This is a genomic window from Actinosynnema sp. NPDC020468 (assembly GCF_040642015.1).
GTDB lineage: Bacteria > Actinomycetota > Actinomycetes > Mycobacteriales > Pseudonocardiaceae > Actinosynnema.
Map to the genome: position 1 here is coordinate 26,176 of NZ_JBFAEO010000059.1, position 20,730 is coordinate 46,905.

20 protein-coding genes and 1 pseudogene are annotated in these 20,730 nt (G+C 72.0%); 6 read left to right on the forward strand and 15 right to left on the reverse strand.

Annotation, left to right across the window (positions count from 1 at the left end; all coding sequences use genetic code 11):
- Positions 1–528 precede the first annotated feature (528 nt).
- Entirely contained in the window at positions 529–1,491 is a 963-nt protein-coding gene (locus AB0G50_RS31195; protein WP_360115853.1) for a hypothetical protein, read from the forward strand.
- Between the two features lies 1 nt (position 1,492).
- Here the strand turns inward: AB0G50_RS31195 and AB0G50_RS31200 are convergent, their stop codons facing one another.
- The 13 genes and pseudogenes from AB0G50_RS31200 to AB0G50_RS31260 form a co-directional block, all read right to left on the reverse strand.
- A complete protein-coding gene (locus tag AB0G50_RS31200; protein WP_360115856.1) occupies positions 1,493–2,653 on the reverse strand; it encodes an acyl-CoA dehydrogenase family protein in 1,161 nt (386 codons plus the stop codon).
- Entirely contained in the window at positions 2,650–4,518 is a 1,869-nt protein-coding gene (locus tag AB0G50_RS31205) for a biotin carboxylase N-terminal domain-containing protein (RefSeq protein ID WP_360115858.1), read from the reverse strand. Before AB0G50_RS31205 ends, AB0G50_RS31200 begins: the two co-directional genes overlap by 4 nt.
- A 7-nt stretch (positions 4,519–4,525) precedes the next feature.
- Positions 4,526–6,121, reverse strand: a complete 1,596-nt coding sequence (locus tag AB0G50_RS31210) for a carboxyl transferase domain-containing protein (protein ID WP_360115861.1) — start codon at positions 6,119–6,121, stop codon at positions 4,526–4,528.
- Positions 6,118–7,260 (reverse strand): acyl-CoA dehydrogenase family protein, encoded by a 1,143-nt coding sequence (locus AB0G50_RS31215; protein WP_360115864.1) that lies wholly within the window; start codon positions 7,258–7,260, stop codon positions 6,118–6,120. The genes AB0G50_RS31210 and AB0G50_RS31215 overlap by 4 nt, the downstream gene beginning before the upstream one ends.
- A pseudogene (locus AB0G50_RS31220) lies at positions 7,257–8,755 on the reverse strand (acyclic terpene utilization AtuA family protein). The gene AB0G50_RS31215 and the pseudogene AB0G50_RS31220 overlap by 4 nt, the downstream one beginning before the upstream one ends.
- Positions 8,756–8,811: 56 nt before the next feature.
- Complete coding sequence (locus AB0G50_RS31225; RefSeq protein ID WP_360115867.1) at positions 8,812–9,555, reverse strand: TIGR03084 family metal-binding protein; 744 nt, start codon at positions 9,553–9,555, stop codon at positions 8,812–8,814.
- On the reverse strand, positions 9,552–10,136 hold the full coding sequence (locus tag AB0G50_RS31230) for a TetR family transcriptional regulator (RefSeq protein ID WP_360115870.1): 585 nt from the start codon (positions 10,134–10,136) through the stop codon (positions 9,552–9,554). The genes AB0G50_RS31225 and AB0G50_RS31230 overlap by 4 nt, the downstream gene beginning before the upstream one ends.
- A 50-nt stretch (positions 10,137–10,186) precedes the next feature.
- A complete protein-coding gene (locus tag AB0G50_RS31235; RefSeq protein WP_360115873.1) occupies positions 10,187–10,555 on the reverse strand; it encodes a nuclear transport factor 2 family protein in 369 nt (122 codons plus the stop codon).
- 31 nt (positions 10,556–10,586) lie between these two features.
- The gene (locus AB0G50_RS31240) at positions 10,587–11,261 is read right to left on the reverse strand and encodes a TetR family transcriptional regulator (protein ID WP_360115876.1); all 675 of its coding nucleotides are present in this window, start codon (positions 11,259–11,261) and stop codon (positions 10,587–10,589) included.
- Entirely contained in the window at positions 11,227–11,592 is a 366-nt protein-coding gene (locus AB0G50_RS31245; RefSeq protein ID WP_360115879.1) for a DCC1-like thiol-disulfide oxidoreductase family protein, read from the reverse strand. The genes AB0G50_RS31240 and AB0G50_RS31245 overlap by 35 nt, the downstream gene beginning before the upstream one ends.
- Positions 11,589–11,993, reverse strand: a complete 405-nt coding sequence (locus AB0G50_RS31250) for a hypothetical protein (RefSeq protein WP_360115882.1) — start codon at positions 11,991–11,993, stop codon at positions 11,589–11,591. Before AB0G50_RS31250 ends, AB0G50_RS31245 begins: the two co-directional genes overlap by 4 nt.
- A gap of 73 nt (positions 11,994–12,066) precedes the next feature.
- Entirely contained in the window at positions 12,067–12,711 is a 645-nt protein-coding gene (locus AB0G50_RS31255) for an NAD-dependent epimerase/dehydratase family protein (RefSeq protein WP_360115885.1), read from the reverse strand.
- A 9-nt stretch (positions 12,712–12,720) separates the two neighbouring features.
- The gene (locus tag AB0G50_RS31260) at positions 12,721–14,616 is read right to left on the reverse strand and encodes an intein-containing Rv2578c family radical SAM protein (protein WP_360115888.1); all 1,896 of its coding nucleotides are present in this window, start codon (positions 14,614–14,616) and stop codon (positions 12,721–12,723) included.
- A gap of 46 nt (positions 14,617–14,662) precedes the next feature.
- Here AB0G50_RS31260 and pnuC point away from each other — a divergent pair, with 46 nt between their 5' ends.
- Positions 14,663–15,295, forward strand: a complete 633-nt coding sequence (pnuC, locus tag AB0G50_RS31265) for a nicotinamide riboside transporter PnuC (protein ID WP_360115891.1) — start codon at positions 14,663–14,665, stop codon at positions 15,293–15,295.
- On the forward strand, positions 15,292–16,371 hold the full coding sequence (locus AB0G50_RS31270; RefSeq protein ID WP_360115894.1) for an AAA family ATPase: 1,080 nt from the start codon (positions 15,292–15,294) through the stop codon (positions 16,369–16,371). Before pnuC ends, AB0G50_RS31270 begins: the two co-directional genes overlap by 4 nt.
- On the opposite strand, the gene AB0G50_RS31275 is transcribed toward AB0G50_RS31270, so the two are convergent.
- On the reverse strand, positions 16,368–16,994 hold the full coding sequence (locus AB0G50_RS31275) for a nitroreductase family protein (protein WP_360115909.1): 627 nt from the start codon (positions 16,992–16,994) through the stop codon (positions 16,368–16,370). The two genes, AB0G50_RS31270 and AB0G50_RS31275, sit on opposite strands and share 4 nt — an antisense overlap.
- 173 nt (positions 16,995–17,167) lie before the next feature.
- Between AB0G50_RS31275 and AB0G50_RS31280 the strand changes: the two genes are divergently transcribed.
- Complete coding sequence (locus AB0G50_RS31280) at positions 17,168–18,571, forward strand: YibE/F family protein (RefSeq protein ID WP_360115897.1); 1,404 nt, start codon at positions 17,168–17,170, stop codon at positions 18,569–18,571.
- Here AB0G50_RS31280 and AB0G50_RS31285 read toward each other — a convergent pair.
- Positions 18,498–18,860, reverse strand: coding sequence for a DUF1304 domain-containing protein (locus AB0G50_RS31285; RefSeq protein ID WP_360115900.1), 363 nt, complete (start codon positions 18,858–18,860; stop codon positions 18,498–18,500). The genes AB0G50_RS31280 and AB0G50_RS31285 overlap by 74 nt on opposite strands.
- A 65-nt stretch (positions 18,861–18,925) precedes the next feature.
- On the opposite strand from AB0G50_RS31285, the gene AB0G50_RS31290 reads away from it, so the two are divergent.
- On the forward strand, positions 18,926–19,783 hold the full coding sequence (locus tag AB0G50_RS31290) for a fused MFS/spermidine synthase (protein WP_360115903.1): 858 nt from the start codon (positions 18,926–18,928) through the stop codon (positions 19,781–19,783).
- Between the two features lie 438 nt (positions 19,784–20,221).
- Positions 20,222–20,596 (forward strand): DUF6086 family protein, encoded by a 375-nt coding sequence (locus AB0G50_RS31295; RefSeq protein ID WP_360115906.1) that lies wholly within the window; start codon positions 20,222–20,224, stop codon positions 20,594–20,596.
- Positions 20,597–20,730 lie beyond the last annotated feature (134 nt).

Here is a 20,730-nt window from a genome sequence, read left to right on the forward strand (position 1 = left end):
GGTCCCGGCACACCTCGCGCGCCGGGACCCGTCGGAACCACCGAGCGTGGCAGGCGCCGCCCGACCGCGTACAGGCGCCGGTTCGGCGACCCGGACCGGTGATGATCGTCCACTGTGGTCGGGAAATCGCCCGTCCGTCCACAGTGGAGGACGTGCGGACAACAGCCGCGGGACAACCCGGAGAACTCCCGGAGAAACCATTCAACTCCGTGGCGAAAATACCGCGGGTACCACCCGCCGCCGGCTAGCGGCCGGTGCGCCGTGATGTGCCTGAAATCACCTCATACCCAGACGTTGTGAGGCACCCGGCGGACCGCGCGGGACCAGACGACCCAGCGCCGGTGCGCTGATCGCCCAACCGGGTCTTCACACGCCATCTGTTAATGAGAATTCAAACATTCCGGGGTGCCCGGATTTCGCCCGCCGATTCGGTTAAATTCACTCCGGGAAACCCGATCGGCTGTACCGCGGCGAGGATTTCGCGCGATAACGTCGCTCGCCTTGTCCTTGGGAGAGAAGGAGCGCAGGATGCCAGCGCCAGTCGCCGGACAGGAATCGCGGGTTCGCGATCCCCGGCGGATCGAGACGGGAGCGGACCCCTTCGCGGACGCGTTGAGAGCCGCGATCCGGGCGAAGGGCTTGAGCCTGGAGCGCATCCAGCACAAGCTGCGGTCGCGCGGCGTGGCGGTGAGCATCGCCGCGCTGAGCTACTGGCAGTCCGGCAGGCGCCGCCCGGAGCGACCGGACTCGCTCGCCGCGGTCGGCCACCTGGAGGAGATCCTGGAGGTCGGCGAGGGTGGTCTGAGCACGCTGCTGGGACCGCCGAGGCCGCGCGGGAAGGCCCGGCCCCGGCTGCGGTCGTCCAGCCCGGAGGGGTGGGTCGCCTCGGCCGACTACGAGTCCATGGCCGAACTGCTCGCGGACGTGGACACGAGCGCCGACGAGGACCTCACCCGGTTGTCGTTGCGCGACCAGGTGGAGCTCGCGCTGGACGGCAGCACCCGCCGGGTGCGGTCGCGCCAGGTGCTGCGAGCCGAGCGCGCGGGCGTCGACCGCGTGCTGCTCGGGTACGACACCCGGCTGCCGGGCGACCCGCTGCCGGTCATCGGCACGCTGCGCTCGTGCAGACTGGGGCGGGTCTCCGCCGATCCGCGCAACGGTCTGATGATCGCCGAGCTGCTGTTCGACCGACCGCTGCGCAGGGGAGAGCGCACCGCGGTCGAGTACGAGCTGATCCACGTCGCGCCGCACCACCCGACGTACGACAACACGCACTCCAGGCGCTTCCGCCACCCCGTGCGCGAGTACGTGCTGGAGGTCCGCTACGACTCGCGGTGCCGCCCGGCGCGCTGCGAGCAATTCACCACCGGTTTGCAGGGCGGGGCGCCGACCGACGTCCGCGAAACCCCGGTGGACACGTGGGGCTACGCGTACGCGGTCGCGCTGGACTTCGGGCCGGGCGTCGTCGGCCTGCGCTGGGAATGGGCCTGAGTCAATACGACCGCGGCAGCCCGAGGGTGTGCTGCGCCACGTAGTTGAGGATCATTTCCCGGCTGACCGGCGCGATTCGGGACAACCTGGACGCGGCCAGCAGGGAGCCGAGTCCGTACTCCGAAGCCAACCCGTTGCCACCGTGCACCTGGATCGCCTGGTCGACCGAAGCCGCCACCGCCTCACCCGCCGCGTACTTGGCCATGTTGGCCGCCTCACCCGCAGCCCGGTCCTCTCCGGAGTCGTAGAGCGCCGCGGCCTTCTGGGTCATCACCCGGGCGAGTTCGACCTGGATCGCACACTGCGCCAGTGGATGCGCGACGCCCTGGTGCGCCCCGATGGGCGTGTCCCAGACCTTCCTGGTGCGGGCGTACGCGCTCGCCTGGTCGAGCGCGCGGCGGGCCATGCCGGTGGCGAACGACGCCGCCATGACGCGTTCCGGGTTCAGGCCCGCGAACAGCTGCGCCAAGCCGCCGTCCTCGCTGCCCACGAGGGCGTCGGCGGGCAGCCGCACGTCGTCGAAGAAGCAGGTGAACTGCTTTTCCGGGGACACGAGGTCCATCGGGATGTGCCGGTAGGAGAAACCCGGCGCGTCGGTGGGCACGACCATCAGCGAGGGAAGGAGCCGTTGTCCGGAGTCGTCCACGTGCCTGGCGACCACCAGGACGGCCTCGACCTCGTCCACGCCGGAGATGTAGTGCTTGCCGCCGGAAAGCACCCACCCGTCGCCGTCGCGGCGGATCGCGGTGGCCAGTCGGTGCGAGTTCGAACCGGCGTCCGGCTCGGTGATCGCGAACGCCATCTTGGCGCTCCCGTCGGCGAACCGGGGCAGCCACCGCCGTTTCTGGGAGGGCGTGCCGAAACGCGCGATCACGGTCCCGCAAATCGCCGGCGACACCACCATCAACAGCATCGGGCACCCCGCCGCGGCCAGTTCCTCGCACACCGCGGCGAGGTCCCCGATGCCACCGCCACCACCGCCGTACTCCTCGGGGACGGCCACCCCGAGGTAGCCGAGCCGGCCCGCCTCGGCCCACAGCTCGTCGGTCTTCTCCCCGGCCCGCGCCTTGGCCTCGAAGTACTCGTGGCCGTACCGCGACGCCAGTGCCCGCACGGCGGCCCGCAGCGCCACGCGCTCCGCGCTCTCGGTGAAGTCGGTCATGCCCGCTCCTCCACAACGGCCAGCACGTCGCCGGCGTCGACCTGTCGACCCGTCTCCACCAGCACCTCGGCGACCACTCCCCCGGTGGTCGCGAGCACCCGGTGCTCCATCTTCATCGCTTCCAGCACAAGGAGTTCGGCACCGGCCTCGACCGGGTCCCCCACCGCCACCGACACCCGCACGACGGTGCCGGGCATAGGGGCGGCCGTCGCGCCAGGGGCCAATGTCGTTTCAGGTTCCGGGAATCGCGGAACGATCGTGAACCCGACCGCACCCACATCGACGTGCCGACCGCACACCACCACCGGGAAAACCGTCCGGACGCCGCCCGACTCCAGCACGACGGAGTCGACCCCCGTGCGCACGACGTTGACATCAAGGTTTGTCGTTACACCCGAACGGCCGTGTCGGTACTCCACCTCGACTACACCGCCCCGGTGCGCGAATACCGCTCTTTGCGGCTGGGACGGCAGGTTGCGCCAACCCGGGGGTGTCGTTCGCCTCCTCCGCTCCGCCAGGGCCAGTGCCGCGGCCAGCGCGGCGGGCCGCACATCCGCGGCCACGGGCTCGGTGAGGCGGTTCCGGTCGAGGAAATCGGTGTGAGTGGCGCCACGCGCGAATTCGGGATGCCGAAGTGTCCGGACGAGCAGTTCCCGGTTGGTCACGAGCCCGTGGATCTCCGCCCGCTCCAGCGCGGCGGCGAGCTTGCGGATCGCGCCGGACCGGGTCGGCGACCACGCGATCACCTTCGCCAGCATCGGGTCGTAGTGCACGCCGACCTCGCTGCCGTCCTCCACGCCGCTGTCCACCCGCACCCCGGCGGGCACCCGGAACCGCCGCAGGGTCCCGCTCGCCGGCCGCCAGTCGTGCTCGGGGTCCTCGGCGTAGAGCCGGACCTCGATCGCGTGGCCGTTCGGCGCGGGCGGCCCCGCGGGCAGCCGGTCGCCCTCCGCGATCGCGATCTGCCAGGCCACCAGGTCGATCCCGAACACCTCCTCGGTGATCGGGTGCTCGACCTGCAACCGGGTGTTGACCTCGAGGAAGTGGAACCGGCCGTCGTCGGCGAGCAGGAACTCGACGGTGCCCGCGCCCACGTACCCGATGGCCCGCGCCGCCGCCACGGCCGCGGTGAAGAGCCGTTCGCGGACCTCCGGCGTGACGGCCGGGCTCGGCGTCTCCTCCACGATCTTCTGGTGCCGCCGCTGGATCGAGCACTCCCGCTCGCCCAGCGCCCACACCGCGCCGTGCCGGTCCGCGAGCAGCTGCACCTCGACGTGCCGGGCGTGCTCCAGCAGCGGCTCGCAGAAGACGGTGCCGTCGCCGAACGCCGACTCGGCCTCCCGCCGCGCCGCCGCGACCTGCTCCGCGAGGTCGTCGGGTGACCGGACGATCCGCATACCACGCCCACCGCCACCGGCGGAAGCCTTGACGAGCAAGGGGAATTCGGTCGCCGAACCGGGGTCGAGGTCCGGCAGCACGGGCACGCCGGCCGCGGCCACGAGCTTCTTCGCCGCGACCTTCGACCCCATCGCCTCGATCACGTCGGGGTCCGGTCCGACCCACGTGAGACCGGCCTCCAGGACGGCCCGCGCGAAGGCGGCGTTTTCCGACAGGAAACCGTATCCCGGGTGCACAGCGTCCGCGCCGGCCGCGAGCGCGGCGGCCACGAGCGCGTCCGCGCGCAGATAAGTGTCCGCGGGCGCGGCGCCGGGCAGCACGACGCAGGCGTCCGCCTCCCTCGCGTGCGGCGCGTCGACGTCCGGGTCCGAGCACACCGCGACCGAGCTGATGCCCAGCTCACGGCAGGTGCGGAAGACCCGGCGGGCGATCTCGCCCCGGTTGGCCACGAGCAGTGTGCCGATCATGCCGCCCTCACATCCGGAAGACGCCGTAGCCGTCGGCGCCCCTGATCTGTCCACTGTGGATCGCCGACAGGCACAGCCCCAGCACCGTGCGGGTGTCCCGGGGGTCGATCACACCGTCGTCGTAGAGCCTGCCGGACAGGAACGCCGCGACCGACTGCTGCTCGACCTGACCCTCCACCATCTTCCGCATGGCCGCGTCGTGCTCCTCGTCGTAGTCCTGGCCCTTGGCCGCCGCGGCCTGCCGCGCCACGATCGACAGCACGCCCGCGAGCTGCGCCGGACCCATGACCGCGGACTTGGCGTTCGGCCAGGTGAACAGGAATCTCGGGTCGTAGGCACGGCCGCACATGCCGTAGTTGCCCGCGCCGTAGGACGCTCCCATCACCACGGTCAGGTGCGGCACGGTGGAGTTGGCCACCGCGTTGATCATCATCGCGCCGTGCTTGATGATGCCGCCCTGCTCGTAGCGCGCGCCGACCATGTAGCCGGTGGTGTTCTGGAGGAACAGCAACGGGGTGTGGCTCGCGTTGGCGAGCTGGACGAACTGGGCGGCCTTCTGCGCCTCCGCGCTGAACAGCACGCCGCGCGCGTTGGCCAGGATCCCCACCGGGTACCCGTGCAGGTCGGCCCAGCCGGTGACGAGGCTCGTGCCGTAGTCCGGCTTGACCTCGTCGAACCGCGAGCCGTCGACCACCCGCGCGATCACCTCGCGCGGGTCGAACGGCACCCGCAGGTCGGTCGGCACCACCCCGAGCAGCTCCTCCTCGTCGTACAACGGGGCGTCGACCGCCTTGGGCTCCGGCCCGAGCTTGCGCCAGTTGAGCCGCGCCACCACCCGCCGGGTCAGCCGGATCGCGTCCACCTCGTCCTCGGCGACGAAGTCGGCCAACCCCGAGGTGGCGCCGTGCATCCGCGCGCCGCCGAGCGACTCGTCGTCGGACTCCTCGCCGGTCGCCATCTTCACCAGCGGCGGCCCGCCGAGGAACACCTTCGAGCGGTCCTTGATCATCACCACGTAGTCCGACATGCCCGGCACGTACGCGCCGCCGGCCGTGGCGTTGCCGAACACCGTGCTGACGGTGGGGATCCCGGCCGCGGACAACCGGGTCAGGTCCCGGAACGCCCGCCCGCCGGGGATGAAGATCTCGCTCTGGCTCGGCAGGTCCGCGCCGCCGGACTCGACCAGCCCGATCAGCGGCAACCGGTTGCGCAACGCGATGTCGTTGGCCCGGAACGTCTTGCGCAGCGTCCACGGGTTGGTCGCGCCGCCGCGCACGGTCGGGTCGTTGGCCACGATCACGCACTCGACGCCCTCGACCACGCCGATCCCGGTGACCACGCTCGCGCCCACCGGGTAGTCGGTGCCCCACGCGGCCAGCGGCGAGAGCTCCAGGAACGCGCTGTCCTGGTCCACCAGCAGCTCGATCCGCTCGCGCGCCAACAGCTTCCCGCGCCGGTGGTGCCGCTCGGTGTACTTGGGCCCACCGCCCGCCAGCGCCTTGGCCTGCTCGGCGTCCAGGTTCGCGATGCCGGCCAGCAGCGCGGCCCGGTTCGCCTCGTACTCCGGTGACCGGCGGTCCACCGCCGTCCGCAACGTGCTCACGCCGTGTACCCCAATCGCCTGGCCGCCAACTCCGTCATGACCTCGGTGGCGCCGCCGCCGATGCCGAGGATCCGCGCGTCGCGGTAGTGCCGCTCCACCTCGCTGTCCCGCAGGTAGCCCGCGCCGCCGTGCAGCTGGACCGCCGCGTCGACCACGAACGAGCAGGCCTCCACCGCCGCGTTCTTCGCGAAGCACACCTGTGCCACCACCTCCTCGCCGCGCGCCACCCGCACCGCGACGTCGCGGACGTAGGTGCGCACGAGATCGGTCCGCTGCGCCATCTCCACCAGCCGGTGCGCCACGACCTGGCGCGCGATCAGCGGCTTGCCGAACGTCTCGCGCCGTCGGGTGTACTCGACCGCCAGGTCCAGGCAGCGCTGCGCGGTCGCGTAGGCCTGCACGGCCAACGAGATCCGCTCCACCTGGAATTGCCGCATGATCAGCGCGAACCCGGAGTTCTCCGCGCCCACCAGGTTGCGCACCGGCACCCGGGCATCCACAAAGGACAGTTCGGCGGTGTCCGAGCAGTGCCAGCCCATCTTCTCCAGCCGCCGGTCGACCGCGAACCCGGGCGTGCCCCTCTCCACCACCAGCAGGCTCACGCCCTGATGACCCCGGCCACCGGTGCGCACCGCCGTCGTGACGAAATCCGCCCGGGCGCCCGAGGTGATGAACGTCTTGGTCCCGTTGACGACGTAGTGGTCGCCGTCGCGGACCGCGCGGGTGGTCAGCGCCGCCACGTCCGACCCGCCGCCGGGCTCGGTGACCGCGAGCGCCCCGATCAGCCCGCCCTCCAGCGTCGGCCGGACGAACCGGTCGACCAGGTCCGCGTCACCGGCGTCCACGATGTGCGGCAACGCGATCCCGTGCGTCAGCAGGCCCGCGACCAGCCCGGACGAGCCGCCGGCCGCGATCAGCTCCTCGGTGAGCACGACCGTGTCGAGCAGGTCGCCGCCACCGCCGACGGCCTCGGGGAACCCGATGCCCAGCAACCCGATCGCGGCCGCCGACCGGTGCAGCTCGCGCGGCAGCTCGCCCGCCCGCTCCCACTCCGCGAGCCGCGGCACGACCTCGCGCTCGGTGAACCGGCGCACGGTGGACCGCAGCTCCCGGCGCTCGGGGGTGTCGAAGGGGTTCACCGCAGTTCCTCCGGGATGTCGACGTGCCGGGAGCGCAGCCACTCGCCCAGCGCCTTGGCCTGCGGGTCGAACCGGGTCGACGACGCCACGCCCTCGCCCAGGAGCCCGTGCAGCACGAAGTTCAGCGCCTTGAGGTTGGGCAACTCGTACCGCGTGACCTCACCCGCCTCGGGCAGCAGCACCCCGAGCCGCTCGACGGTCAGCTCCGCGACCAGCCACCGGTACTGCTCCTCGGTGCGCACCCACACGCCGAGGGTGGCGTCACCGCCCTTGTCGCCGGACCGCGCGCCGACGATCGTGCCGAGCGGAACCCTCATATCGCGACCACCTCCCCACCCGGCAGCACGGCCCGGTGCGGCACCGAGTCGCGCGGCACGTACGCCGCCCGGTACACGCCGAACGGCGTGCCGTCGCCCGGTGGCGCGGTGACGTGGAAACCGGGGTAGGACCCCAGCGCCAGCTCGATCCCGGCCCGGGCGAACGCCTTGGCGCGCTTCGGGTCCGCGGTTTTGACCACCACGTGCAGCAGCGCGGACGCGGCCTCCTCGGTGTCCGCGTCGACGTGCTCGGTGCGGGCCAACGTCCAGGTCAGGCCCTCCGCGCCGATCGCGTCCTCCAGCTGCCGCCGCGCCAGCGCCGCCTTCGCCTCGACGTCGAGTCCACAGAGGACGAACGTGGTGGCGTTGCGGAACCCGCCGAGCGAGTTCAGGCAGACCTTGAGCGTGTCCGGCGGCGGCGAGCCGACCACACCCGAGATCCGCACCCCGCGCTCGTGCGGGTCGAGCCGGATCGTGTCGAAGTGGCTCACCACGTCCGGCCCGGGGTAGGCCGGGTCGCCGATCTCGTAGAGCAACTGGGCGGTGACCGTGTCCACGGTGACCGCGCCGCCGGTGCCCTCGTGCTTGGTGATCACCGCCGAGCCGTCCTCGTGCACCTCGGCGATCGGGAAACCCGGTGTGCCCACGTCGATCCCGGTGAAGAACGCGTAGTTCCCGCCGGTGGCCTGGGTTCCGCACTCCAGCACGTGCCCGGCGACCGTGGCTCCCGCCAGCCGGTCCCAGTCCGCGCGACCCCACCCGAAGCGCGCCGCGGCCGGGCCGACCACCAGCGACGCGTCGGTCACCCGCCCGGTCACCACCACGTCCGCGCCGGCGCGCAGGCACTCCGCGATGCCCCACGCGCCGAGGTAGGCGTTGGCGGTCAACGAGTCCGGGAACTCCGACCGCAGGTCGTCACCGGTCACGCAGGCCACCTTCGCGCCGAGCCCGAGCCGGTCGACGGCCGCCGCCAACCCCTCCGGGTTCAGCCCGCCCGCGTTGGACACGATCTTCACGCCGCGCTCCAGCGCGAGCCCGAGCGCGTCCTCCAGCTGCCGCAGGAACGTCCGCGCGTACCCGAGCGAGGCGTCCCGCGCCCGGTCCCGGCCGAGGATCAGCATGGTCAACTCGGCCAGGTAGTCGCCGGTGAGCACGTCGAGCGGCCCGCCCTCCAGCATCTCCCGCACGGCGGAGAACCGGTCGCCGTAGAAGCCCGAGGCGTTCCCGATCCGGATCACGACCGCTCCCGTCCCGCGCCGGGCGGACCGGCGAACGCCTGCGCGATCGGCACCCACGCCGCGGCCACCTCGCCGGTGGCCACCACGGCCAGGTCGTCGCGGTGCCGCCGTTGCGTCGCCAGCAGGCAGAAGTCCAGCGCCGGCCCGGAAATCCGGTCGGCCGCGCCCTCGGGTCCCCACGTCCACGCCGAGCCGTCCGGCGCGACCAGCTCGACCCGCACCGGCGCCGCCGGCACGGGTTTTCCGTTGACCAGGAACGCGTACCCGAACGCCCGCACCGCGATGTGCGCCACGTGCCGCAGCCGGTGCGTCGGCTCGCGGGTCACACCCAGCGCGTCGGCCACGTCCTGGCCGTGCGCCCACGTTTCCATCAGCCGGGCGGTGGCCATCGAGGTCGGGCTCATCGGCGGCCCGAACCACGGCACCTTCACCCCGGCGGGCACCGCGCGTAACGCCTCGGCCAGCGCGCGCCGGGACGCCCGCCAGTCGGCCAGGGTCACCGGCTCCGCCGCGCCGCGCTCGACCAGGTCCGGCGGCGCGGTGCGCAACCGCTCGGCGAACGCGTCCGGCTCGGTCGCGGCCTGCGCCGAGATCCGGTCGGTCCACCGCAGGTGGGCGATCTGGTGGGCGATCGTCCACCCCGGCGCGGGCGTGGGCGTCGACCAGTCGGGCAACGGCGCGACCAGGTCGTCCAGCACCCGGCTCTCCGCGTCGAGGTCGGTCAGGACGGCGTCGATCACAGCGCGGCCTCCAGCATCCCGGCCCAGTGCCGGACGATCCGCGCGCGCCGCTTCGCGTCGTCGGTGAGCTGGTTCGCCAGCGCCAGGCCGCGGACCAGGTCGAGGGTGATCTGCACGGCTTCGCGGACGCCCGGACGGGTTTCGTCGGCGTCGAGCAGTTCCACGGCGAGGCGGTGGGTCTCGCGACCGAGCCTCACCTCCAGCGGCACCACCACGGTGCGCAGGTCGGGGTCGGTGCGCGCGGCCACCCACAGCTCCAGCGCCGCGGTGAACAGGTCGCTGGCGTAGAAGTCGGCGATCAGCCCGACCACCGCGGCCGTGCTGCCGCCGACCTGCGCGGCGCGGTCCCGCAGGTGCGCGACGCTCTCCGCGCCCAGGTGCTCGACGGCGGCGGCGACCAGCTCGCCGCGGGTCCGGAAGTGGTGCAGCTGCGCACCCCTGGACACCCCGGCCAGCTCGGCCACCACCGTCGTCGTCGTGCCCGCCCAACCCCGGTCCACCAGGCACTCGACGGTCGCCTCCATGAGCTTCCGCCGGGTTTCCCGGGTGCGGTCGGCCTGCCGCCGCGCCTCCACTGCCATGTCCGGCAGTGTTCAGCGCTACTTACAAACAGTCAAGACTGTTTGTAACTTCACCACCCGCCCTGGGCCATCGTCTGGAACAACCACTCCCCCTCGACCTTCACCAACAGGTCCCCGTACCGCGTCCGATGACCCCCGATCGTGGCGTCGGTGATCACGAACACCAGCCCCTCGTCGACGAACGTCGGCGTGCGCACCGACGTCATCTCCACCTCGCCCTCGCCGAGCGCGGCCCGCATCGCGACCAGGAACCGCTCCCGGTCCCACTGCTCCGCCGACCCGTCGGTCACCGCGTTGACCGGGAACAGCGACATCCCGGCCAGCGCCTCCACGTCCTTGGCCGCGGCCAGCGCGTCCCACCGGTCGAACCACTCCAGGACACCGCGGACGTCGTCGTCCGAAGGCACGAATGCACTCATGCCGTACATCGTACCGTACAGCGTACGGGTACTACCGGGCCCAGCCGACGTCCCGGAACAGCTGGGTCGCCTCGCGGGCCACCTTCCGCACCCCCGGCACCCGCGAGAGCTGCAACAACCGGCCGACCATCGGCGCGCTGCGGCGCACGAGCGTGCGGCTGTTCGCCTGCCCCTCGGACCGGTCGTGCACCCAGAACAGCACGATCCCCATCTGGAACAGCCACAGCAGCTCGGGCAGGTCGTCGCGCAGCTGCGGGTCCACCTTCACCCCGTCGAGCAGCGCCCGGTGCAGCGCGATCCCGTCCGCCCGCGCCGCGCCGGACTCCTCGGAGAACGGGCTGAGCGGGCTGTTCGGGTCGGCCGCGTTCTTGAAGAACTGGGTGGCGAACGCGTGGTAGGGCCCCGACACGTCCAGCCACGCCAGCAGCACCTCGCGCAACCGGTCGGCGAAGTCGCCGCCCGCCGCCAGGACGGGCGCGGACCTGGCCCGGTGCTCGGCGACCATGTGGTCGTAGAACCCCTGGACCAGGTGCTCCTTGGACTCGAAGTAGTAGTACGCGTTGCCCACCGACACGCCCGCCTCCTTGGCGATGGCGCGCATGGTGGTCTTGTCGTACCCGTTCTCCCGGAACAGGCGCAGCGCGGTCTCCAGGATCAGGGCGCGGGTCTGCTCACCCTTGGCCGGGGGCTTGGCATCGGTCTCCACAGTCCTCATCCTTGGCCATCGCGCGCCAGCGCTCACCCCACCGCGCCGCGAACGCCACGAACCCCCGCCGGTCCGACATCGGCCGCCACGACTCCAGCGCCCACAGCACCACGGCCCACGCGGTGTCGCCCCGGTACACCGCGCCGTCCGCGCCGACCACGGTGATCTCCCGCCGGGTCCGGTCGTGGTCGAGCGCCGGGAACCGCTCCCGGGCCGCCGCCGACCCGGCGGGCACCAGGTCCAGCCGGACCAGCTGCACCTGCCGCGCCAACCACCCCGCGGCGCCGCGGCAGACCGGGCACCCGGCGTCGTACAGCACGGTCAGGCTCACCGCGCGACACCCGGCACGAACCCCGAGGGCGGGAACGGCGGCACGGTCTGCGCCTGCACGACGCTCCGCCGCCGCATCCGGTTGAGCACGAAGACGTTGGTCAGGTGCAGCACGCCCAGCACCACCAGCACGGTCCCGATCTTGACCGAGAGCGTCTCGAACACCTGGGTGGTTTTGCGCACGTCGTCCTCGGTGCGCAGGTACCACGCCACGAAACCGAAGTTGACCAGGTAGAACCCCACCACCAGCAGGTGGTTCACGGTCCGCGCCAGCTCCTCGTTCCCCCGGAACACGTCGACCAGGAACACCTTGCCGTTGCGGCTGAGCGTGCGGCCGACCCACACCGTCAGGCCGATGCTGATCGCCAGGTACACCAGGTAGGTCACCACGAGCGGTTCCATCGTTTCCCCCTTTTTGAACGTGTTCAACTCCTGGGCAGGACGGTACACCCAGTTTTTGAACGCGTTCAAGTACCTACCGGCGATTGATGTCGACCGACTCCAGCCGGGTCACCTCGGACCCGTGCTTCGCCACCGACAGCATCGCCCGGCCGAGCTGCCCGGTGGTCGTGGTGAACCGCGGCAGCAACCGGGCCAGCAGCGGGTACACCGGCGTCAGCGCGGCGTAGACCCAGCGGTACCAGCGGACCTTCGGGCGCACGCCGTGCCGCGGCTGGATGTAGCCCGGCCGGAACGCGTACCCGCGCAGCGGCAGGGCGATCACGTCGTCCTCGACCCGCTTCTTCACCTTCGCCCACGCGGCCCCGCCGTCGGTGCCGGCACCCGAGACGTAGCCGAACACCGAGCCCGGGTTCACCTCCGCCAGCACCCGCGCGGCGGCGAGGGTGAAGTCGTAGGTGACGTGCTCGTAGGCCTGGGCGGACCTGCCGACCGACGAGACGCCCAGGCAGAAGAAGCACGCGTCGTACCCGGTCAGCTCGGTCGCGACGGTGGAGAAGTCGGTGAAGTCGGCGTGCCGCAGCTCGGTCAGCTTCGGGTGCGCCACCCCGAGCGGACCGCGGCCGACCGCGAGCACACCGTCCACATCGGAGTCGAGCAGGCACTCGCGCAGCACGCCCTGACCGACCATTCCCGTGCCGCCGAACAGGATCACCCTCATCGGGGCAGCCTAGAGCAGCGTCAACTGCTCCGGGTCGACCCGCGCCTGCCCCGTGACGGGCATGCTCCCCGCGGGCCACGAGGCCTCCTCCTCGCCCGGCACGCCCGAAAGCCGCTCCGACGGCGCGAGCCCGTGCGCGGCGAGCAGGGGCGCGACCCTGGCCGCGAGCCACCTGCGGTAGGCCGGGTCGACCGACGAGCCGCGCGCGTACAGCCTCCGGTACCGGTCGCCCAGCCCGGGGTGCGTGCGCACCAGCCAGCGCGCGAACCACTCCCGCGCGCCGGGTCTCAGGTGCAGCGGGAACACCGTCACGCCGGTCGCGCCCGCGTCGGCGACCTGCGCGAGCAACGCGTCCAGCGCCTCGACCGAGTCGGTCAGGTGCGGCAGCACGGGCGCCACGAACACCCCGCACGGCAGGCCCGCGTCCCGGATCCGGCGCACCAGGTCCAACCTCGCCTTCGGACTGGGCGTCCCGGGTTCCAGCGACGCCTGCAACTCGCGGTCCAGCAGCGCCAGCGACACCCCGATGCCCACCGGCACCGAACCGGCCGCCGCGGCGAGCAGCGGCAGGTCGCGGGACAGCACGGTTCCCTTGGTGAGGATGGAGAACGGCGTGCCGGAGTCGGCGAACGCCCGGATCACGCCCGGCATCAGCGCGTAGCGGCCCTCGGCGCGCTGGTACGGGTCGGTGTTGGTGCCCAACGCGACGTGCTCGCGCGTCCACCGCCTCGACCTCAGTTGCGCGGCGAGGACTTCCGGCGTGTTGACCTTGACCACCACCTGGGTGTCGAAGTCGCGGCCGGCGTCCAGGTCGAGGTAGGTGTGGCTGTTGCGGGCGAAGCAGTTGTGGCTCACCAGGCCGTTCGCGACGAAGTCGCCGGTGCCCGTGGTGATGTCGTACAGCGTCCGCTCGACACCCAGCGCCTCCACCGACACGACACCCAGCCGCGTCGGCGCGGGCACGACCGCGCCGCTGATCGCGTTGCCGCGCGCGATCGCGGGCCGCGTCAGGTGCAGGAACCGCAGCCGGTCCGCCAGGTCGCCGACGAGCCGGATGCCGCGCACCTCCACCACGTGCGGGACCTTCAGGCGCAGCAACGCCTCCACCGCCGCCTCGAAGACCGCACTGTCCGCACTGGACACCACCAGCTCGCCGCCGGTGGACGAGCCGCGCGCGTCGAACAACCCGGCGAGGAACCCGCGCGACCAGTCGTCGTTCGGCGCGGTGGGCCACTCGACCAGGTCCGACTCGCGCGGCGTCCGACCGCCGGCGTACTCGGCGACCCGCGCCAGCACGTCCGGCTGACCGGGCAACCCGCCGCGCACCACGCCCCACAGGTAGCCCGCGCGGTAGTCGGCGCCCTCCGGCGGCGGCGTGACGAACCGGCCGGTGCCCAGCAGCCGGTGCCCCCGGGTGAGGAACGGCCGCTCCTCGGCGTCCGCGCACCGGCCGGCCGTGACGTGCTTCCAGCCGTCCTCGGTGAGGAACCGGTGGTCGCCGCTCGCCACCACCCGCGTGCCGTCCTCCAGGGTCAGCCGGAACGCGGGCTTGCGGGTCGACCAGTGCCCCAGCACTCGGGTCGGCACGAACCGGCCCTCGTGGGTGCCGAACACCTCCTCGCCCACCGAGAGGTCGGCGATCGGTCTCGTCCGGCCGTCGGCGAGCAGCACCGGCGTGTCACCCGCCAGGCAGTACGTGCAGCCGTGCGTGCAGCCCCGGTACGGGTTGACCGTCCAGGAGAACGGCATCCGCCCGCCGGGCACCCGGTTGAGCACCGACTTGGCCCTCACCTCGTGGAACACGACGTCCTCGAACTCGGGAGTTCGTACGCTTCGGACGAGACCCGGCAGTCCCGGCAGAGCCTGTTGGCGGTCGACCCGGTCCTTCTGCCCGTCCCATCGCATGACCTCATTCGAACACGTGTTCGATAACTCGTCAAACGGAGTATCGGTGTCGCTACTGGACGTCATCCTCGCCCCCTTCACCACACCGGCGGTCACCGTCGCGGGCGCCACGACCAGCTGGGGCGAAATCGCCGGTTTCGTCACCGGCGCGCTGTGCGTGTGGCTCGTGGCCCGGCAGAACCCGTGGAACTGGCCGATCGGCATCCTCAACAACCTCGCCTTCCTCGTGCTGTTCGCGACCAGCGGCCTGTACGCGGACTCGGGCCTCCAGGTCGTCTACATCGGACTCGCGCTGTACGGGTGGTGGGCGTGGCTCCGGGGCGGTGTAGGGCACACCGCGCTGCCGATCACCCGGACCACGTCCGGGCAGTGGCGGTGGTTGGCGGCGGTGGGTGTGGTCGGCACGGTCGGGCTGGCGTTCGCGCTCAAGGCGCTGACCACGTCCACGGTGCCGTGGCTCGACTCGGTCACCACGGTCCTGTCCCTGCTGGCCACCTGGGGCCAGACGCGCAAGAAGCTGGAGTCGTGGTGGCTGTGGATCGCCGCGGACGTGATCTACGTTCCGTTGTACGCCTACAAGGGCCTCCTGCTCACCGCAGTGCTCTACCTGGGGTTCCTGGGGCTGTGCGTGTTCGGCCTGCGCAACTGGACCCGGTCGCGGGAAGCGGTGCGGGCGTGACCTTCGACCACGCGCTCGTGCTGGGCAAGTTCTACCCGCCGCACGCCGGCCACCACCACCTCGTGCGCACCGCCGCCGCGCGCAGCAGGCGCACCACCGTGACCGTACTGGGGTCGAGCGCGGAGTCGATCCCGATCGCGGACCGGGTCGCGTGGCTGCGCGCCGAGCACGCCGACGACCCCGGCGTGGTGGTGCTCGGCGACCTGGACGACCACCCGATGGACTTCGACAGCGACCCGGTGTGGGAACTGCACATGGGCGTGACGCGAGCGGTCCTCGCCCGGCGGGCCATCGCGGACGGCGACCCGTCGGCGGCGGCCGTGGACGCGGTGTTCTCCAGCGAGGACTACGGCGAGGAGATGGCCAAGCGGCTCGGCGCGCGGCACGTGCTCGTCGACCGGGACCGGACGGCGTTCCCGGTGTCGGGCACCGCGATCCGGGCGGACCCGCGGGCGCACTGGGACCGGCTGGCGCCCGCCACCCGGGTCGGGCTCGCGGCCCGGGTCGTCGTGCTCGGCGCGGAGAGCAGCGGCACGACCACGCTGTCCCGCGACCTCGCGGCCCGGCTGGACGCGCCGTGGGTCCGCGAGTACGGCCGGGACCACACCGGGCACAAGCTCGCCGCCGCGCGGGCCTTCGCGCCGGACGCGGCGTTGGGGAGTCTGGTGTGGACGGTCGGCGACTTCCAGGACGTGGCGCGGCGGCAGGGCGAACTGGTGGACGAGGCCGCGACCCGCGGGCCGGTGGTGTTGTGCGACAACGACTCCTGGGCCGCGACCGTCTGGGGTCACCGCTACCTGGGCGCGCCTCGCCCGGAGATCGCGCCGGACGCCCGCCGTCCCGCCCTGTACCTGCTGACCGACCACGAGGGCGTGCCGTTCGAACAGGACGGGTGGCGGGACGGCGAGCACCTGCGGCCGTGGATGACCGCGCGGTTCACCGAGGGCCTGGCGGCGCGCGGCGTGCCGTGGCTGCTCGTCACCGGCGACCGGGAGGAGCGGCTGGCCCGCGCGCTCGCGGCGGTGCGGGAGGCGGTGGCCGCGCACTTCCGGTTCGCCGCGCCGCCGGTCGGCTAAACCGTGACGACGACCTGGTCCAGGGACTTGCGGACCAGGTCGGGCACCACGCAGTCCTCGGCCGGGTAGCCGACCGGGATCACCGCGAACGCCTTCTCGTTGCGCGGCCGGTTCAGCACCTCGCCGAGGAACTTCATCGGTGACGGCGTGTGCGTGAGCGCGGACAGGCCCGCCAGGTGCAGCGCGGTCAGCAGCATGCCGACGGCGATGCCGACCGACTCGTCCACGTAGTAGTGCTTGCGCGTGCTGCCGTCCGCCTCGAGGTAGAACCGCTGCTGGAACACCACGATCAGCTCCGGCGCGTCGGTGAGGTGCGGCTTCACGTCGTCGGTGCCGAGCGGGCGCAGCGCGTCCAGCCACTCGTCGCCGAGCCGGCCCGCGTAGGAGATCCGCTCCTCGTTCTCGGCCGCCTCGCGGATCTGCTTGCGCACGTCGGCGTCCTTGACCCGCACGAACGTCCACGGCTGCTGGTGCGCGCCGCTGGGCGCGGTGGACGCGACCGCGATCGCGTCCAGCACCACCTGCTCGGGCACCGGGTCGGTGGAGAACATGCGCACGGTCCGCCGCTCGTCCATCCGCGCGCGCAGGTCGGCGGCGGTGCGCACGGACACTTCGGTGGGCATCCGCTCGGGCCGGTAGGGCACCGGGTCGTAGTCCTGACCGTGGTTGGGAGTCCAGTTCGTGGTCACCGTGGGAGCGTGGCACCGGGCATCTTGCCCCGAAAGAGGGTCCCCCGAAATACGCACCGAACTGTCCGCATGTCGAACGGCGGGCGGCCGTCCGGCAGGATGAGCCCGTGCACGCCCAGCATGGTCATGGCCACTCGCACGGCCCCGCGGAACCTTCGTCCGCTCCTGTCCGGAAGCTCCTGCTCGTCCTGCTGCTGCCGCTCGTGGTGGCGACGGTGGTCGGCGCGGTGCTGCTGTACCCGTGGGGGCACGACCAGAAGACCGGCGCGGAGGCCGGGTTGACCCAGGTGCCGGTGCGCGGCGACGTGACGGCGGTCGCGAGGGGCGGCTGCGGGCCCGAGGGCGCCAACGGCACCGGGTGCTTCCTCGTCACGGTGAAGATGAGCGACGGCGCGGCGGCCGGGAGCGAGGTCCGGGTGCCGGTGCCGGACCAGGCGACGTCGCCGTCGTTCGCGGTGGGCGACGCGGTGGTGCTGTCCTACGCGGGCGGTGATCCGCGGGCGAGCGAGTCCTACCAGCTCGCGGACTTCCAGCGCGGCGTGCCGATGCTGCTGCTGGCGGTGCTGTTCGCGGCGGCGGTGCTGCTGCTCGGCCGGTGGCAGGGGTTGGCCGCGCTCGGCGCGCTGGGGTTGAGCCTGGTCGTGCTGGTGCTGTTCGTGCTGCCCGCGATCCTGGCCGGCGAGAGCCCGGTGACGGTGGCGGTGGTCGCGGCCGGGTTGATCATGTTCATCGTGCTGTACCTGACGCACGGCGTGTCGGCGCGCACCACGACGGCCGTGCTGGGGACGTTGGTCAGCCTGGCCATGATCGGCGTGCTCGGCGTGCTGTTCTCGGCGATGGCCAAGCTCACCGGGTTGGACCAGGACACGGCCAACCTGGTCGCGCTGCTCGGGCACGGCGTGGACACCCGGGGGCTGCTGCTGGCCGGCACGATCATCGGCGCGCTCGGCGTGCTGGACGACGTGACGGTGACGCAGACCAGCGCGGTGTGGGAACTGCGCCGGGCGAACCCGGCGCTGGGGTTCCGCGAGCTGTACGCGGCGGGGTCCCGGATCGGGCGCGACCACCTGTCGTCGGTGGTGAACACGCTGGTCATGGCGTACGCGGGCGCGGCGCTGCCGCTGATGCTGGCCTTCGCGCTGTCCGGGCGCACGCTGTCGGAGATCCTGACCGCGCAGCAGGTGGCGCAGGAGGTCGTCCGCACCCTGGTGGGCAGCATCGGCCTGGTGGCGGCCGTGCCGATCACCACCGCGCTGGCGGCGTGGGTGGCGGGCCGCGAGGACGTGCCGGCGAGCCCCGAACCCGAGCCCGCCGAGGAACCGCCCGCCGCGCCGCTGCCGGCCGTGGAGCCGATCGAGCACCCGGCGAACCCGACCCGGCGCATCACCGGCGACCTGCGCTTCGGCTACGACCCGCAGAAGGGCCCGTGGCGCAGGCCTAGGCCGCGACCAGCACCGCGACCAGCGCGAGCGTCGCGGGCACGGCCTGCACCAGGAGAATCCGCCGACTGACCGTCGCCGCGCCGTACACCCCGGCCACGACCACGCAGATCAGGAAGAACACCGCGAACGCGAACCCGACGTCACCGCGGACCACGAGCGCCGTGATCAGGCCGGCGGCCAGGAACCCGTTGTAGAGCCCCTGGTTCGCGGCCAGCGTCTTCGACTGCTCCGCGAACTCCGGCGTGGTGCCGAACGCGGCCCGGCCGCGCGGGGTGGTCCACAGGACCATCTCCAGCACGACGATGTAGAGGTGGATCAGGGCCACCAGCCCGGTGAGCACGTCAGCCAGGATCCGCACGGCGCGTACCGTACCCACCTCACGCGGGGTGCGCCGCCCGCGGGGGCGCCCTGGATAATCGCCGGGTGGGACGCACCCGGAGAACCGACGAGACCATCACCAGGGAGGTCGACTCGGGCGTGGCCGAACTGGTCCCCGACCCGGACGTCCCCCGATCGTGGCTGCTGCGCCTGAACGGCACACCCCAGTCCCACGTGGACCTGGACGACGCCACCCACCTGGAATTCGAGTACGTCCGGAGGCTGGGCCACGTGGTGGACCTCCTGACCACACCGGGCGACCCGATCCGAGCGCTCCACCTGGGCGGCGGAGGCCTGTCCCTGCCGCGCTACATCGCCACCACCCGACCCAGGTCGGCACAGCAGGTGGTGGAGATCGACTCGGCCCTGGTGGAACTGGTCCGCGCCCACCTGCCGTGGGACAGGACGTGGCGGATCAAGGTCCGCACCGGCGACGCGCGCGCGGTGCTGGCCAACGCCCCGCCCGCGACCTTCGACCTGGTGGTGACGGACGTCTTCGCGGGCGCCCGAACCCCGGCCCACCTGACCTCGGTGGAATTCGTCCGCCAGGCCTCCGAGGTACTGGCACCGGGCGGCGTGTACACCGCGAACATCGGCGACGGCGGAGGCCTCGGCTTCGCCAAGGCGCAAGCCGCAACCGTACGAGCGGTATTCCCCCACGTAGCCGTCCTGGCCGAACCAACGGTGTTCCGAGGCAGAAGATTCGGAAACTTCGTCCTGGTGGCCTCCCACAAGGACCTCCCCATCCCCGCCCTGACCCGAAGAACCGCAGGCGACCCCTTCCCGGGAAGGGTGGAACACGACACGTCCCTGACCAGGTTCATCGGCGGCCTACCTCCGACAACGGACGCAACGGCAACAAAATCCCCACCCCCACCAACAGGCACCTGGGGCCAGTCCTAAAACGCCGCAGACGCGCGCGCAGCGCAAACCAGCTGCGCTGTGTTTCCCTCCCGTATGGCCCGGGCGAAGCCCAACCACATTTGGCACGGGGGCGCCGCACCTCTCAGGACCGCAGCCCACACTCCCAAGCCGGCGCCCCCGTGCCAAATGTGGTTGCCTCTGGCGGGCCATACGGGAGGGAAACACAGCTACCCAACCCGACCAACACCCCAACGCACGACGAAGACGTCAATCCAGCACCGCCCAAGCCCCCTCCCCGGAGGCTCCGCCCGTCCGGCGAGGACGCTTTTAATCTTTTACGCTTTTACTCTTTTACTCTTTCATCTTTCAAGACCTCCACCAGAGCCACCCGGCCACGAACCAGCACGCAGGCCAGAAGCAGAAGCCCCTGATCTTGACCTTCGCCAGTCAAGCCCACCGATTTCCAGGGAGATCCACGTGAGTCAGCACTTCTGGGTAGGCGACAACTGCGTGTGGAACCCGTCGAACGGCGTAGGCCTGCTGTTCCTGCGCTCAGCCGACGCGATCGCGCCGCTGGTCAACCGCCCGACAGGCATCCACCCGGCCTACCACCTGGCGGACGCGGACGACTGGGCGATCCACCTGCCCGTCTTCGAGCGGTTCGTGGGAGCGTTGGTGGACGAGTACCAGCGGGCCACCCACGTGGTTCTGCGGGCTCTGCTGGAGGGGTTCGTCGCGACCGCGGTCGTGCTGGTCGAACGGGGAGGTGGCGAAACGCCGGCGCTTTCCGTCGAGGTCGGTGCGCGGCTGATCGAATTGAAGGCGATTCATTCTCGGGGGATGGTTTGTTGAGTCTCCGGCGGGTTGGGCGTAGAGAGTAAAAGCAAAAAACGTCCTCGCCGGACGGGCAGCGCCTCCGGGGAGGAAGGGCGTCGTGTTCTCCCCGTATGGCCTGCCAGAGGCAACCACATTTGGCACGGGGGCGC

Coding starts and splice junctions, on each gene's coding strand:
- AB0G50_RS31195 (WP_360115853.1), top strand. CDS start 529: ATGCCAGCGCCAGTCGCCGGACAGGAATCGCGGGTTCGCGATCCCCGG.
- AB0G50_RS31200 (WP_360115856.1), bottom strand. CDS start 2,653: ATGACCGACTTCACCGAGAGCGCGGAGCGCGTGGCGCTGCGGGCCGCC.
- AB0G50_RS31205 (WP_360115858.1), bottom strand. CDS start 4,518: ATGATCGGCACACTGCTCGTGGCCAACCGGGGCGAGATCGCCCGCCGG.
- AB0G50_RS31230 (WP_360115870.1), bottom strand. CDS start 10,136: ATGGCAGTGGAGGCGCGGCGGCAGGCCGACCGCACCCGGGAAACCCGG.
- AB0G50_RS31235 (WP_360115873.1), bottom strand. CDS start 10,555: ATGAGTGCATTCGTGCCTTCGGACGACGACGTCCGCGGTGTCCTGGAG.
- AB0G50_RS31250 (WP_360115882.1), bottom strand. CDS start 11,993: ATGGAACCGCTCGTGGTGACCTACCTGGTGTACCTGGCGATCAGCATC.
- AB0G50_RS31255 (WP_360115885.1), bottom strand. CDS start 12,711: ATGAGGGTGATCCTGTTCGGCGGCACGGGAATGGTCGGTCAGGGCGTG.
- AB0G50_RS31260 (WP_360115888.1), bottom strand. CDS start 14,616: ATGCGATGGGACGGGCAGAAGGACCGGGTCGACCGCCAACAGGCTCTG.
- AB0G50_RS31275 (WP_360115909.1), bottom strand. CDS start 16,994: ATGCCCACCGAAGTGTCCGTGCGCACCGCCGCCGACCTGCGCGCGCGG.